A 13,319-nucleotide genomic window follows, 5' to 3' on the forward strand; every position below is an offset into this window, starting at 1 on the left:
CGAAATCTACAACCAGTCACCGGCCGAACGCTCAACGCTGAAGCCGATTCCAACCAGCGATCGTCGTTCCCCGATGCAATCGAAACGCCCATAGCGGGCAGGTTTCGCAAACGGTTTGCCGGCCGCTGTGCCGAAGATGAAGAAATGTGATGGCACCCTTGTCGCAAACATCCACGGAAGAAGACGATTATATCAAGGAAATAGCGGGCCTGAAGACCCAGTTCGATATTTTCCGTTTCATGAAGCGGGTGACGGAAGCCTATCGCAGCCGTGCCTTCATGGTCCTCAACCTGCCGCCGATCACCTCCTTCGATCTTCAGGGCAGCACCGTCATCACCAGCTGGCCGGCCGAGCTTCTGGCTCTCTACGACCAGGAAGGCCTGATGGTGAACAGCCCGGTCCTCAGACGCCTCAGAACATCCGCGCGGCCCTTCTTCTACGACATGTCACGACAGAACTTGTCGCGGGACGACGGCAAGTCCATTCTCGTTGCCTCCCTGTTCGAACGTTTCAAGATGATGCGCTGCGCCTATTTCCCAACGCATGAGCCCTCCGGCCTGCGCGGCGCCGTCTCTTTCGCCGGCGACCGCGAGCCCTTCAGCCCGGCGGAGATGCGGGAGCTGTGCTACATCGCCATCCACGTTTTCGACAGGCTCGCCGAGATCCGCAACCTTGATACACGCATGACGGATACGCTGACCGACCGCGAGATCGATTGCCTCAATTGGACGGCGGCCGGCAAGACCAGTGCCGAAATTGCCGAAATCCTCACCCTGTCCGAGCACACGGTCAATCACTACCTCAACCGCGCCACCAAGAAGCTCGACACGGTCAACCGCACCCAGGCCGTCGCCAAGGCGCTGCGCATTGGCTTGATCAAATAAGTTGCAAAAAACAACCGAATGCTGTCGACGCCGCCCAGTGCATAGGCAAATCCTTCCCGTTGGAGGGCTGTTCCAAGCGCTTTTGCGCTGTTTTTCCTGATTTTCCATCTGGCACGCTTTCTGCATCTCTTCTGCGAGAGGTCCAGAGGGGACTTTGAGACCAGCGCCAGGAAATGGCGCGGCCGACACACCGCTGCCCGACGCCGATGCCGCTTTCTCCCGGCCCTTCGGTGTCGGCGGCGGTTGTTGCGTTTTGGCACCGCTTCTTTCGTGGCTGTTTGCGATTTCGTCTTCCCGGTTCACTTTTCGCTGGCCTTTTGCTCTGCTTGCTCTAGTTCGCCCCGGATTGCGCCGGTTCTCAGGGAGACCGTTGCGGCCATCAGGGCGAAAGCCCGGCGGACTTGATGGCCGCAACGGATCGAGAATTTCCGGGCGCTCTTTCGGCACGCCGTCAAATCGATTTTCCTCCCGATGATTTTGTTTGGCGAAGGCTTCCGTCTCCACTATCTCTACTGCATGATTTCAGCCTTGATCGGAATCGATCAGGGCTGAAATCATGCAGCAATTCAAAGTGCTACAGCGTCCTTTGCGCGTCTTGAAAGACGCGCGGCGTCGTAGTCTGCAAGAAGAAGCAGTGAGGGTGCAATGACCGACGTCACCAAGGAACAGGTTCTCGAAACGCTGAAGACCGTGCGTGGACCGGATCTCGAGCACGATATCGTCGAGCTCGGCATGGTCTCCGACGTCTTCATCTCCGACGGCAAGGTTTATTTCTCCATCACCGTTCCGGCCGACCGCGCCAAGGAGCTGGAGCCGATGCGGCTCGCCGCCGAGCGCGTCATCAAGGAAATGCCGGGCGTCAAGGGCGCCCTCGTCACACTGACTGCGGACAAGAAGGCGGCCGGCGCCGCTCCGGCTGCCCGCCCTGCGCCGAACCCGCCGCACGGCCATGCCGGCCACGATCACGGGGCCCACGCCCCTCAACAGCCGCCGCGCGCCGGCAAGATCGGTGTGCCTGGCATCGGCGCCATCATCGCCGTCGCCTCGGGCAAGGGTGGGGTCGGCAAGTCGACCACCGCCGTCAATCTCGCGCTCGGGCTGCTCGCCAACGGTCTTCGCGTCGGCATTCTCGATGCCGATATCTATGGTCCCTCGATGCCGCGGCTGCTGAAGATATCCGGCCGCCCGACGCAGATCGACGGCCGCATCATCAATCCGATGGAGAATTATGGCCTCAAGGTCATGTCGATGGGCTTCCTTGTCGACGAGGAGACGGCGATGATCTGGCGCGGGCCGATGGTCCAGTCGGCGCTGCTGCAGATGCTGCGCGAAGTCGCCTGGGGCGAGCTCGACGTGCTCGTCGTCGACATGCCGCCCGGCACCGGCGACGCGCAATTGACCATGGCCCAGCAGGTGCCGCTTGCCGGCGCCGTCATCGTCTCGACGCCGCAGGATCTCGCGCTGATCGATGCCCGCAAGGGCCTCAACATGTTCCGCAAGGTCGAGGTGCCGGTGCTCGGCATCGTCGAGAATATGAGCTATTTCATCGCCCCTGATACCGGCACCCGCTACGACATCTTCGGCCATGGCGGCGCCCGCAGGGAGGCCGAGCGCATCGGCGTGCCCTTCCTCGGCGAAGTGCCGCTGACGATGAACATTCGCGAAACCTCCGACGCCGGCACGCCGCTCGTCGCCTCCGAGCCGAATGGCGTCGTCGCCGGCATCTATCGCGGCATCGCCGCCAAGGTCTGGGAGCAGGTCGCCGGCCAGTCCCAGCGCCCGGCACCGACGATCGTCTTCGAATAATGCATGTCGCCCGGAAGCGTGCAGCGGTTCGGGGATAACGACATGCATACAAGCGAAGAGCTGAAGCGCATCGCATGAATCAGGTTCGATGCGCGGTGCTTGAGCGAGCCGAATCACCGCGGCGGATACCCCAAATTGTGGGGGAAACGTGGTGAAAAGCCGCGCTTCACGGAAGATGTCTTGATTATTTCACGGCTTTGCTTCATATGCCGCGGCGCCATGATGGCGTTTTGCTGCAGATGCTCACTGACGGTCGTCTTCGTTTCGAAGAGGCCGCCCGCCTGCAAGTTCGGAGTTGTCTTGTCGATCGAAGGATTGGGAACTGCGATGCGGTTGAGCACAATGCGCATGCCGGCCTTTGAGGTTGGATGCAGCCGGAGAGACGACCGGTGATTACCGCCTACTGTTCGAATTGCAAGTCGGTCGAGATCCGCGATCTGTCGCATGCCGCCTCCTTTCCCGAGGATGTCGTCTGGATCGACATGATCGAGCCGACCCGCGACGAGGAGCTCTATGTCGAGAAGATTCTCGGCATCGAGGTCCCGACCCGCGACGATCTCAAGGATATCGAGCCTTCCGCCCGTCTCTATGTCGAAGACGACGCCGTCTTCATGACCGCCTCGCTGCTCTGGAAGGCTGACACCGACGTGCCGACGCTGACCGATGTCGCCTTCATCCTGGCCGGAAATCGCCTGGTCACCATTCGCTACGCCCATCCGAAATCCTTTGCGCTGTTCATCGCTGCCCTCCACCGGCTGCCGGAAAACTGGCGCAGCGGTGCCGCCCTTCTCGCCAAGCTCTTGGAGACGATCGTCGACCGCACCGCCGAGATTCTCGAAATCTCCGTCTCGCGCCTCGACATCCTGTCGACGCATGTCTTCGGCGACCGGGCAAGGAAGGTGCGCAAGCCCTCGAACTATCTCGAGGAGAAGTTGCGCGATATTGCCGGCCATCACCGGATGATCAGCAAGGTGCGCGACAGTCTCGGTTCGCTTACCCGGCTGCTGACATTCTTTCACACGATCCCGGCGATCCAGCAGGACCGCGAGGCGAAGGAGCTCTGCCGCACCATTTCGCGCGATGTCCAGTCGCTGTCGGAACATGCTTCCTTCGTTGCCGCCAACATCACCTTCCTGCTCGATGCTTCGCTCGGGCTGATCAACATCGAGCAGAACTCGATCATCAAGATTTTCTCGATTGCCTCGGTGGTGTTCTTGCCGCCAACATTGGTCGCCTCCATCTATGGTATGAACTTTCAGATCATGCCGGAGCTGACCTGGGTCGCGGGTTATCCCTATTCGCTGGCCCTGATGGTGATATCCGCCGTCATCCCCTTCTTCTTTTTCCGCTGGAAAGGCTGGCTCTAAGGAGCCTGTTGCAACTTCATGTCCGAAGAGAGCCATCCGAACGAAAGCCATATGACGCCGCGAAAGCTGTTCTATCTCGCGCTGGGTTCCGTCGGTGTCGTCTACGGCGATATCGGTACCAGCCCGCTCTATGCTTTTCGCGAGGCGCTGAAGCCGGTGGCCCATGACGGCGTCACCCGTTTTGAAGTCATCAGCCTGATCTCGCTGATGATCTGGGCGCTGACGATCATCGTCACCATCAAATATGTGCTCTTCCTGCTGCGCGCCGACAACGACGGCGAGGGCGGCACGCTGTCGCTGCTTGCCCTGCTGATGAAGACCGCCAACGGCCATACCGCCATCCTGATGCTGCTCGGCCTGATGGGTGCCGCCCTCTTCCTTGGCGATGCGATGATCACGCCGGCGCTTTCGGTGCTGTCGGCCGTCGAGGGCCTGAAGCTCGTCACACCCAGCCTCGCGGACTATATCGTACCGATCTCGGTGGTGATCCTGGCGCTGCTCTTCGTCGTGCAATCGCGCGGCACCGGCGCCGTCGCGAAGTTCTTCGGCCCGATCACCGCCGTCTGGTTCCTCGTCATGGCCGCCGCCGGCATTTCCCATATCTCGGACGATTACGGCATCCTTGCCGCCTTCAATCCCTATTATGCCGTCAGCTTCCTGCTGCATGAGGGCTTCTACGGCGTCGTCGTCCTCGGCGCCGTCTTCCTGACGGTGACCGGCGCCGAGGCCCTCTATGCCGATCTCGGCCATTTCGGCCGTCGCCCGATCCAGTGGGCTTGGTTCCTGCTGGTTTTCCCGGCGCTGACGCTGAACTATCTCGGGCAGGGGGCACTCGTTCTCGGCAATCCGATGACGATGTCCGATCCCTTCTATCTGATGTATCCGAAATGGGCGCTGCTGCCGGTCGTCATCCTGGCGACCGCCGCGACGATCATCGCCAGCCAGGCGGTCATCACCGGCGCCTTCTCGATGGTGCGCCAGGGCATCAACCTCGGCTTCTTGCCGCGCATGGAAATCCTCTTCACCTCGGAAACCAATACCGGGCAGATCTTCGTGCCTTCGGTCAATGCCGTGCTGTTCATCGGCGTCATCTTCCTGGTCCTGAGTTTCAAGACTTCGGACGCGCTGGCGACCGCCTATGGCATCTCCGTCACCGGTGCCATGGTCGTCACCTCGATCATGGCCTTCGAATTCGTCCGCGCCCGCTGGAACTGGTCGCTTCCCGTCGCGGTGATCGCGCTTGCGCCGCTGGTCGTGCTCGAAATGATCTTCCTCGGTGCCAACCTTTTGAAGATCCACGACGGCGGCTATATCCCGATCATGATCGCCACGGCCTTTACCGTCGTCATGTGGACCTGGCGTCGCGGCACGGCGATCCTGATGGAAAAGACCCGCCATACCGATATTCCGCTCACCTCCTTCGTCAGCTCGATCGAGCGCAAGAGCGAACATTCGCCGGCCCAGGTCCCTGGTACGGCGATCTTCCTGACCAGCGATCCGGAATCGGCCCCCGCCGCCTTGCTGCACAATCTCAAGCACAACCATGTGCTTCACGACCGCAACGTCATCCTGACGATCCGCACGATCAACAAGCCGCGCGTCCCAAGCCACGACCGCTACAGGGTCGAGCAGATTTCCGAGCGTTTCTCCCGCGTCGAGCTGCTCTTCGGCTTTATGGAATCGCAGAACGTCTCGCAGGCCTTGGCGACGCTGCGCAAGACGGGACTGAAGTTCGACATCATGTCGACCTCCTTCTATCTCGGCCGCCGCAAGCTGGTGCCGGACGCCAAGTCGGGCATGCCTTACTGGCAGGACCGGCTCTACATCGCCCTCGCCAACGCCGCCGCCAATCCCTCGGACTACTTCCGTCTGCCGGCCAACCGCGTGGTGGAACTGGGTTCGCACGTTATTATTTGATGGGTGGAGCAAAGACCCCGCCCCAAACCCCTCCCCACAAGGGGGAGGGGCTTAACCTGTTGCGCCGTCTGCCAGCTTTTCGACATTTCAGAATAAGCGAGGCGGTGCCGTCTAGTCCCTCCCCCTTGTGGCGAGGGGTTGGGGAGGGGACTTTCGCAAGGTGGGGAGAGGACTTTCACAAAGTTGCGACACACCTCATCCCACGAAATTATCCACCACATTAGAACATTAAAAAGTTCTCACGGTCACATTCCGGCACGGCCTGTTAACCGGACATCAAGGTTAATGCGAGATTTTCAATGGAATGTTCCCGCGTTCCATGCCCGGAGTCCGTGTTGCGTCGAAAGAGCCCTTCCCGTAGCAAGCTGCGTCTCATTCCCGAGAATTGGGTGTCGCCCGTCATCTTCGGTCTCGCCGGCTGGCTGATTTTCCCGAGCGTCGCATCCCATGCCGATCTCGCCGCCATGCTCGCCGGCCTCGACCATGAGGGTGAGAACTGGCGCATGGTGCTGACCAATTCTCCGGCCGGCTCCATCCACCAGGCCGAACTCGCCTTCGCCGAGCCGATGGTGACGGGTTCGATCTCAGCCGGTGCCGGCATGGTGCTGCCCGATGGTCGCAAGGTCGCTTTTACCGCCAAGGACAAGGGCACTGCCAAGGATAGGGGCCACGAGGACACGCCGGACGAGGATCGCGTCAACCGCCGCACCAAGAAAGGCCGGGTCGTCGCCGTCGAGCAGATGCAGCCGCCGAAGGATTTTTCCGCCGGCTCGATCCTCGAACGTACCAAGATGCTCTTCACCCCGAGCTTCGATCTCAAGGACCGCTCGGCCTTCGTCAAGCCGAAGATCCAGGGCAAGGAAATCGAGATCGCCACATCTTTCTATAAGAAGCAGCCTGTTGTGACCGACAATGGTGTGCCGGCAATGCTCGCAAGCCTCATTACCAGCAACAAGGCCGATGTGCTGGCCACCGCCTATGCGCCGGCAGCACCCGACTATGCCCGCCAATCGCCCTTCGATTCCATCCTGGCCGAGCCGGACAGCGGCCGCTTCGTTCCGGAGATCGGCCCGCGCGATCATGCCTGGGCCGCAAGCGTGCTGGCGCCGAGCGTCTTTTCCGCCCGCGAACAGCAGTGCCTTGCCTCCGGCATCTATTTCGAGGCACGGGGAGAATCGGTGAAGGGCCAGGCGGCCGTCGCCCAGGTCATCCTCAACCGCGTCCGCAATCCTTCCTATCCCAAGACCATCTGCGGTGTCGTCTACCAGAACGAGGATTGGCGCAACCGCTGCCAGTTTTCCTTCGCCTGCGACAGCATCAAGGACCGGGTGAACTCGGAGTATCACTGGCGAGTCGCCCGCGATGTGGCGATGGCGGTGACCGCCGGCAAGATCTGGCTGCCGCAGGTGGGCTCGGCGACGCACTATCACGCCGTCTATGTCAGACCGAAATGGGCAAAGACCATGGAAAAGGTCGGTCGCATCGGTCTTCACGTCTTCTATCGCACCTATGGGGGCGGCTGGAGTTGAGATAAATCGCTTGGGCAAGCCGATTTCCGGCCCGGAAAAGCGGATTCTTTCCGTCGAATTTGCGCGATCGACCCGGAGTCGATTTATCTCTTTGATTTGATGGAATTATTTTCTCGCTGGACAGAAGCTGTCTACGCCTTGACTATGCTAATCCCTAAAACTATGTTGCGCGCGACTTCAGAACGGGCCGGAAGGGTCTCAACCTTCGTGTCCGGGGTCCGAACGACCGGGGTAGCGGGAGTGCGGGCGACGGGCAGACGAGGAGAGATCCATGGCGGACGACCGCGAGGAAAGTCTTGAAAAGCGCCGTGCGCAATTGGGAGCGAAACTCGCGACCAAGGGCGTCGAGACGGGAGAGGACGAGGCTAGGGAAGCCCGCGCCGAGGTAAGCCGCAAAGGTTATGCCCAGGCGATGAAGCTTTCCAGCGAGTTCATTTCCGCAATCGTCGTCGGTGCTCTGCTTGGCTATCTCCTCGACCGTTTTGTTGGCACGGCGCCTTGGGGTTTGATTGTTCTTCTGCTTCTCGGATTTTGTGCCGGCGTTCTGAACGTGCTGCGTTCTGCGGGGGTGGTGGCCCATCCCCTGGACGACAAGGACGACAAGAAATAAGGACCGGTTCCGGTCCAGTGCAATGACCCCGCGTCTGCGGGCCAAAGAGAGAGAACAAGCGGTGTCTAACGATCCGACTCATCAGTTCCTGATCCAGAAGATTGTGCCGATCGAAATCGGCGGAATTGATTTTTCGTTCACCAATGCATCGCTCTTCATGGCCGCTTCGGCTGCCGTTGCCGTAGGCTTCCTCTATTTCGCGACCTCGAACCGCGCCATCGTGCCGGGCCGCTCGCAGTCGGTCGCGGAAATGTCCTATGAATTCATCGCCAACATGCTGAAGGAAGGCGCGGGCAAGCAGGGAATGAAGTTCTTCCCGCTGGTCTTTTCGCTCTTCACCTTCGTTCTGACGGCGAACCTGCTGGGTATGTTCCCGTATTTCTTCACGGTCACCAGCCAGATCATCGTCACTTTCGCGCTGGCGCTCTTGGTTATCGGTACGGTTCTCGTCTACGGTTTCTATAAGCACGGCTTCCACTTCCTGAATGTCTTCGTGCCCTCGGGCGTGCCGGGCGTTCTGCTGCCGTTGGTCGTCACGATCGAAATCATCTCCTTCCTGTCCCGTCCGATTTCACTCTCTGTTCGTCTTTTTGCGAACATGCTCGCCGGTCACATCACGCTGAAGGTGTTCGCAGGCTTCGTCGCCTCGCTCGGAGCCCTCGGTGCTGTCGGTGTCGGCGGCGCCGTTCTTCCCCTCATCATGACCGTCGCCCTGACCGGTCTCGAGTTCCTCGTCGCCTTCCTTCAGGCTTACGTCTTTGCGGTGCTGACTTGCATGTACCTCAACGACGCAATCCATCCGGGCGGGCACTAAGGATAACGACATCGACGTCAAAGGGCGTCAGTCATTCGCCGCAACAACCATTTCAAAGGAGTTCAACATGGAAGCGGAAGCAGCAAAGTACATCGGTGCAGGCCTGGCTTGCTTTGGTATGGCCGGTACGGCTCTCGGCCTCGGCAATATTTTCGGCAGCTACCTCTCCGGCGCTCTGCGCAATCCGTCTGCCGCTGACAGCCAGTTCGGCCGTCTGGTATTCGGCTTCGCCGTTACGGAAGCTCTGGGCATCTTCTCGCTGCTCGTCGCTCTCCTCCTCCTCTTCGCCGTCTGATATCGGCGAATAGATGGATCACGGCCTGCGACCGCAAGCCGTGATCCTTTGCATTTGCAGTCCACCTGGAGGTGAGCATGTTTTTTGTGACCCCGGCTTACGCTGAGGAAGCACCGGCGGCAGCGACGGGTACGGATGCGCATGCCGCTCCGGCCGCAGGCGAGGTCCATACCGAGACTGGTGTTGCCGAAGGCGAACACGCCCGCGGCCCTTTCCCGCCTTTCGATTCGACGACCTTCGCGTCCCAACTGCTCTGGCTGGTGATCACGTTCGGCGTCTTCTATTTGCTCATGCAAAAGGTCATCGCGCCGCGCATCGGGGCCATCCTCGATCAGCGTCACACGCGCATCTCCCAGGATCTGGAAGAAGCAGGCCGCCTGAAGGCGGAAGCCGACGCCGCCGTCCGGACCTATGAAGGTGAACTGGCCGCTGCCCGCGCCAAATCCAACGCGATCGGCACCGCCGCACGCGACGCCGCCAAGGCCAAGGCCGAAGAGGATCGTCGCGCTGTCGAGGCAAGCCTGTCGGAAAAGATCAAGGCTGCCGAGCTCCGCATCGGCGAGATCAAGGCCAAGGCCTTCGCCGACGTCGGCACCATTGCCGAGGAAACGGCGGCGGCCGTGGTCGATCAGCTGATCGGCGGCACCGTCGCCAAGGCCGATGTCGCCGCCGCTGTCGCGGCTGCCAAGAAGGAGGCTTGATCGATGGAATTTGCCTTTGACGCGACTTTCTTCGCCTTTGTCGGCCTTGTCCTCTTCCTGGCACTGGTCGTTTACCTGAAGGTTCCGGGCATGATGGCACGGTCGCTCGACGACCGCGCCGACCAGATCCGCAACGAATTGGCCGAAGCCAAGCGCCTGCGCGAAGAGGCCCAGCACCTGCTTGCCGAATATCAGCGCAAGCGCAAGGACGCGGAAGCCGAAGCGGCCCACATCGTTGCCGCCGCCGAACGCGAAGCCGAAATGTTCACTGCCGAAGCGAAGAAGAAGACGGAAGAATTCGTCGCCAACCGCACGGCGCTGTCCGAGCAGAAGATCAAGCAGGCCGAGGTCGAGGCGATAAAGGCGGTGCGTTCCGCCGCTGTCGATCTCGCAATCGCGGCCGCTGAAACCGTGCTTGCCAAGCAGGCCGACGCCAAGGTCCAGTCCGAGCTCTTCGGCAATGCCGTCGGCCAGGTCAAGACGCGGCTGAACTGAGCGGCTTCGAAAACATTTGAGAGGGAAGGCCGGGCATGTCCCGGCCTTTTCTTTTCTACGCTCTTTTCTTATTCGGAAAGCAGCTCGTCCGTCTCAGGACCGTCCTCGGTCTTGCGCAACGGCCTGAAGCTCATCCGGTGCAGGGAACAGGGGCCGTGCCTCTCGATGCCGGCGCGGTGCTGCGCCGTGCCATAGCCGACATGCGCGGCGAAACCGTAATCCGGAAATACACGATGGGCCCGTGCCATCATCCGGTCGCGCGTCACCTTGGCGACGATCGAGGCGGCGGCGATCGAGACCGAGCGGGCATCACCCTTGACCACGGCCTGTCCAGGGCAATCGAGGCCGGGCGGCACGTCGAGCCCGTCGGTCAGCACGTAGCTTGCCGGAATGGCGAGGCTGCAGATGGCCCGGCGCATGGCGTCGAGGCTCGCCTTGCGGATATCCGTCTCGTCGATGCGGGTCGAACTGGAAGAGGCGATGGAGACGGTCGCGGTCGCTAGAATCTGTACGAACAGTTCCTCACGCCGTTGCGCCGACAGCTGCTTGGAATCGTTCAGACCCTCAGGGATGCGCCGGGGATCAAGGATGACGGCAGCAGCAACAACGGGTCCCGCCAGCGGCCCGCGGCCTGCCTCGTCGGCACCGGCGACCGGCCAGTGGCCGGCCTTGCGGGCTTTGAGTTCCAGCCGGAAATCCGGCACGAGCGGAGCTGTGTCGAAAAGCAGGGGAGAATCGGGTGACGTGCGAGGTTTCATGCGGCTGAACCTCGCACGCCAACCCGATTGCCCGCAAGTCCCCGGATCAGGGCGGCGGCCGGGGACGCTCCGGCGGATGGTGGCGGTCAGGGCCATCCGCGGGAATTGCGCTCGGGACTCGAAAACAGGGCGGTTTTGTCGAGAAGCCGATGCGCAAGCTAGAAGCAATTCCAGGAACAGTGTGGCGCGGTTTTCCGTCCGGAATTGCGTAAAAACAAAATATCAGAGCAGCGACAGCTGCACGCCGCTGCCATCGGGCGGCACGAACAGATCGTCGCGTAGCGGCACGCTGCGTCGCGTCAGGCCGAAACGCCGGGCTGCCATCTCAAAGCGCCGGGCGATCTGCCAGGCATAGGGACCGGCGCCCTTCATGCGCTTGCCGAATTCGGCATCATAATCCTTGCCGCCGCGCATCGAGCGCACCAGCGACATCACATGCCGGTAACGATCGGGGTAATGCTGCAGCAGCCAGTCGCGAAACAGCGGGCTGACCTCGAGCGGCAGCCTGAGGATGACATAGCTCGCCTCGGCGGCGCCGGCAGCCTTTGCCGATTCGAGGATGCGCTCCAGTTCGTGGTCGTTCAGCGCCGGGATGAGCGGGGCGGCCATGACAACCGTCTGTATGCCTGCTTCGGCAAGGGTGTGGATCGTCTCCAGCCGCCGCGGCGGCGTGGCGGCACGCGGCTCCATCGTCCGGGCAAGCTTGCGATCCAGCGTGGTCACCGAGATGCCGACGCGCACCAGGTTCTTAGCTGCCATCTCCTGCAGAATGTCGAGATCACGCAGGATCATCCCCGACTTGGTGACGATCGATACCGGATGGTTCGCCTTGTTCAACACCTCGAGAATGCCGCGCATGATGCGCCATTCCTTCTCGATCGGCTGATAGGGATCGGTATTGGTGCCGATCGCGATCACCCGCACTTTGTAGCCGGGCTTGGCGAGTTCCCGCTCCAGGAGTTTTGCCGCATCGGGCTTGGCAAAGAGCTTCGTCTCGAAATCGAGCCCTGCGGAAAGCCCCATATAGGCGTGTGTCGGCCGGGCGAAGCAATAGATGCAGCCGTGCTCGCAGCCGCGATAGGGATTGATCGAGCGGTCGAAGGAAAGGTCCGGCGATTCGTTACGGGTGATTGCCGTGCGCGGCTTCTCGACCTGAACTTCGGTCTTGAAGGGCGGCAGCTCCTCCCACGTCTGCCAGCCATCGTCGACGGTTTCCCGCTGCAGCGCTTCGAACCGACCTGTCGGGTTCAGTCCCGCCCCACGTCCACGCCGCCGATCGACTTCGACTCTCAGACCGGAGGAAACGATCATCGCATCGGCAATATCTGCCGTATTGGCAGGCGCGAATGCGGCCTGCCCTGCCAGGGACTGCTCTCTCATCGGATTCTCCCGTGGCGGAAAGCCATCGCCTCCGCCCGTTTTGCTGATTAAATTCCTATCCGCAAAACGAGAACAATGCAAGAACAAAATAAGGAAAACGGTGCTGGCAAAAATTTGTGCGGCGCATTATAAATGGTCAATGTTGACGGTTGTTCTCGAATGTCAGGATCAGGAATCTGAGCTGGCACAGACCTTATCGGTATTGGTGGCAGGTGCGGTGGAGGGGCTTGTGAGCGACGTGGTCGTGCTCGATCACGGCTCGCGCGACGGCACCTCGCGGGTGGCCGACGCCGCCGGTTGCCGCTTCCATTCGCAGTGGGATATCAAGGACATCGTCCGCGCCGCCCGCGGCGAATGGCTGCTCTTCGTCGAGCCGGGCGCGCGACCCCAGGCGGGCTGGATCGATGAGATCGCCGAATATGTCGCACTGAACAAGCTGCCGGCGCGCTTCACCGCATCGCGTGGCTATAGGCGCCCGTTCTTCCAGCGTGTCGGCCGGGCCGTACCGCCGCTGGAGCTCGGCTTTCTCCTGCCGAAGAAGCAGGCGCTCGCCATCGCCAAAAGCGGAATGCGGCTTACCGAATTCGTCAAGGGCCAGAAGCCGCGCAAGCTCGCAAGCGAACTGATTCCGTCCTGGGTCGCCCGCGCTGCGCGGTAGGTGTCACGACCCTCTCCATGAGCAAAAGATGGCGCCCAATAGGATTTCGCGCTATAATTCAAACATGGCGCCGTCGAAGCGCCGCGCTTCGCAACGGAATGGCCA

14 protein-coding genes are annotated in these 13,319 nt (G+C 61.2%); 11 read left to right on the forward strand and 3 right to left on the reverse strand.

Going from position 1 to position 13,319, the window contains the following annotated elements:
- Nucleotides 1–149: 149 nt before the first annotated feature.
- Nucleotides 150–884 carry a helix-turn-helix transcriptional regulator gene (locus tag ELH03_RS02760; RefSeq protein WP_128405488.1) on the forward strand — a complete coding sequence of 245 codons (735 nt, stop codon included), beginning with the start codon at nucleotides 150–152 and terminating at the stop codon, nucleotides 882–884.
- Nucleotides 885–1,529: 645 nt separating this feature from the next.
- Nucleotides 1,530–2,690, forward strand: coding sequence for an Mrp/NBP35 family ATP-binding protein (locus tag ELH03_RS02765; RefSeq protein WP_128405487.1), 1,161 nt, complete (start codon nucleotides 1,530–1,532; stop codon nucleotides 2,688–2,690).
- Nucleotides 2,691–2,803: 113 nt separating this feature from the next.
- Here ELH03_RS02765 and ELH03_RS02770 read toward each other — a convergent pair whose 3' ends face one another.
- Complete coding sequence (locus ELH03_RS02770; protein ID WP_128405486.1) at nucleotides 2,804–3,040, reverse strand: hypothetical protein; 237 nt, start codon at nucleotides 3,038–3,040, stop codon at nucleotides 2,804–2,806.
- A gap of 39 nt (nucleotides 3,041–3,079) precedes the next feature.
- Here ELH03_RS02770 and ELH03_RS02775 point away from each other — a divergent pair, with 39 nt between their 5' ends.
- The 8 genes from ELH03_RS02775 to ELH03_RS02810 all read left to right on the forward strand — a co-directional run bounded on the left by ELH03_RS02775 (nucleotide 3,080) and on the right by ELH03_RS02810 (nucleotide 10,418).
- Nucleotides 3,080–4,057: a magnesium transporter CorA family protein gene (locus tag ELH03_RS02775; RefSeq protein ID WP_128405485.1), complete on the forward strand. Its 978-nt coding sequence runs from the start codon at nucleotides 3,080–3,082 to the stop codon at nucleotides 4,055–4,057.
- Between the two features lie 18 nt (nucleotides 4,058–4,075).
- On the forward strand, nucleotides 4,076–5,974 hold the full coding sequence (locus ELH03_RS02780; RefSeq protein WP_130765994.1) for a potassium transporter Kup: 1,899 nt from the start codon (nucleotides 4,076–4,078) through the stop codon (nucleotides 5,972–5,974).
- 299 nt (nucleotides 5,975–6,273) lie between these two features.
- Nucleotides 6,274–7,503, forward strand: a complete 1,230-nt coding sequence (locus ELH03_RS02785; RefSeq protein ID WP_130765995.1) for a cell wall hydrolase — start codon at nucleotides 6,274–6,276, stop codon at nucleotides 7,501–7,503.
- A 271-nt stretch (nucleotides 7,504–7,774) separates the two neighbouring features.
- Nucleotides 7,775–8,113, forward strand: a complete 339-nt coding sequence (locus ELH03_RS02790; protein WP_012756239.1) for an AtpZ/AtpI family protein — start codon at nucleotides 7,775–7,777, stop codon at nucleotides 8,111–8,113.
- Between the two features lie 61 nt (nucleotides 8,114–8,174).
- A complete protein-coding gene (locus ELH03_RS02795) occupies nucleotides 8,175–8,927 on the forward strand; it encodes a F0F1 ATP synthase subunit A (protein WP_018245007.1) in 753 nt (250 codons plus the stop codon).
- 67 nt (nucleotides 8,928–8,994) lie between these two features.
- A complete protein-coding gene (locus ELH03_RS02800) occupies nucleotides 8,995–9,222 on the forward strand; it encodes a F0F1 ATP synthase subunit C (RefSeq protein ID WP_003545854.1) in 228 nt (75 codons plus the stop codon).
- Nucleotides 9,223–9,299: 77 nt separating this feature from the next.
- The gene (locus ELH03_RS02805) at nucleotides 9,300–9,923 is read left to right on the forward strand and encodes a F0F1 ATP synthase subunit B (RefSeq protein ID WP_130765996.1); all 624 of its coding nucleotides are present in this window, start codon (nucleotides 9,300–9,302) and stop codon (nucleotides 9,921–9,923) included.
- A gap of 3 nt (nucleotides 9,924–9,926) precedes the next feature.
- A complete protein-coding gene (locus ELH03_RS02810; protein WP_130765997.1) occupies nucleotides 9,927–10,418 on the forward strand; it encodes a F0F1 ATP synthase subunit B in 492 nt (163 codons plus the stop codon).
- A 68-nt stretch (nucleotides 10,419–10,486) separates the two neighbouring features.
- On the opposite strand, the gene rnhB is transcribed toward ELH03_RS02810, so the two are convergent.
- Nucleotides 10,487–11,176: a ribonuclease HII gene (gene rnhB / locus ELH03_RS02815; RefSeq protein WP_130765998.1), complete on the reverse strand. Its 690-nt coding sequence runs from the start codon at nucleotides 11,174–11,176 to the stop codon at nucleotides 10,487–10,489.
- 222 nt (nucleotides 11,177–11,398) lie between these two features.
- A complete protein-coding gene (locus ELH03_RS02820; protein WP_130765999.1) occupies nucleotides 11,399–12,556 on the reverse strand; it encodes a PA0069 family radical SAM protein in 1,158 nt (385 codons plus the stop codon).
- A gap of 139 nt (nucleotides 12,557–12,695) precedes the next feature.
- Here ELH03_RS02820 and ELH03_RS02825 point away from each other — a divergent pair, with 139 nt between their 5' ends.
- Nucleotides 12,696–13,214: a glycosyltransferase family 2 protein gene (locus ELH03_RS02825; protein WP_017959187.1), complete on the forward strand. Its 519-nt coding sequence runs from the start codon at nucleotides 12,696–12,698 to the stop codon at nucleotides 13,212–13,214.
- Nucleotides 13,215–13,319: the final 105 nt, after the last annotated feature.

It is taken from the genome of Rhizobium beringeri, from assembly GCF_004306515.1.
GTDB lineage: Bacteria > Pseudomonadota > Alphaproteobacteria > Rhizobiales > Rhizobiaceae > Rhizobium > Rhizobium beringeri.

Excerpts from the sequence above, each read along its gene's own strand:
- ELH03_RS02760 (WP_128405488.1), top strand. The coding sequence starts at position 150 with ATGGCACCCTTGTCGCAAACATCCACGGAAGAAGACGATTATATCAAG.
- ELH03_RS02765 (WP_128405487.1), top strand. The coding sequence starts at position 1,530 with ATGACCGACGTCACCAAGGAACAGGTTCTCGAAACGCTGAAGACCGTG.
- ELH03_RS02770 (WP_128405486.1), bottom strand. The coding sequence starts at position 3,040 with ATGCGCATTGTGCTCAACCGCATCGCAGTTCCCAATCCTTCGATCGAC.
- ELH03_RS02780 (WP_130765994.1), top strand. The coding sequence starts at position 4,076 with ATGTCCGAAGAGAGCCATCCGAACGAAAGCCATATGACGCCGCGAAAG.
- ELH03_RS02785 (WP_130765995.1), top strand. The coding sequence starts at position 6,274 with ATGGAATGTTCCCGCGTTCCATGCCCGGAGTCCGTGTTGCGTCGAAAG.
- ELH03_RS02790 (WP_012756239.1), top strand. The coding sequence starts at position 7,775 with ATGGCGGACGACCGCGAGGAAAGTCTTGAAAAGCGCCGTGCGCAATTG.
- ELH03_RS02800 (WP_003545854.1), top strand. The coding sequence starts at position 8,995 with ATGGAAGCGGAAGCAGCAAAGTACATCGGTGCAGGCCTGGCTTGCTTT.
- ELH03_RS02805 (WP_130765996.1), top strand. The coding sequence starts at position 9,300 with ATGTTTTTTGTGACCCCGGCTTACGCTGAGGAAGCACCGGCGGCAGCG.
- ELH03_RS02810 (WP_130765997.1), top strand. The coding sequence starts at position 9,927 with ATGGAATTTGCCTTTGACGCGACTTTCTTCGCCTTTGTCGGCCTTGTC.
- rnhB (WP_130765998.1), bottom strand. The coding sequence starts at position 11,176 with ATGAAACCTCGCACGTCACCCGATTCTCCCCTGCTTTTCGACACAGCT.
- ELH03_RS02820 (WP_130765999.1), bottom strand. The coding sequence starts at position 12,556 with ATGAGAGAGCAGTCCCTGGCAGGGCAGGCCGCATTCGCGCCTGCCAAT.
- ELH03_RS02825 (WP_017959187.1), top strand. The coding sequence starts at position 12,696 with ATGTTGACGGTTGTTCTCGAATGTCAGGATCAGGAATCTGAGCTGGCA.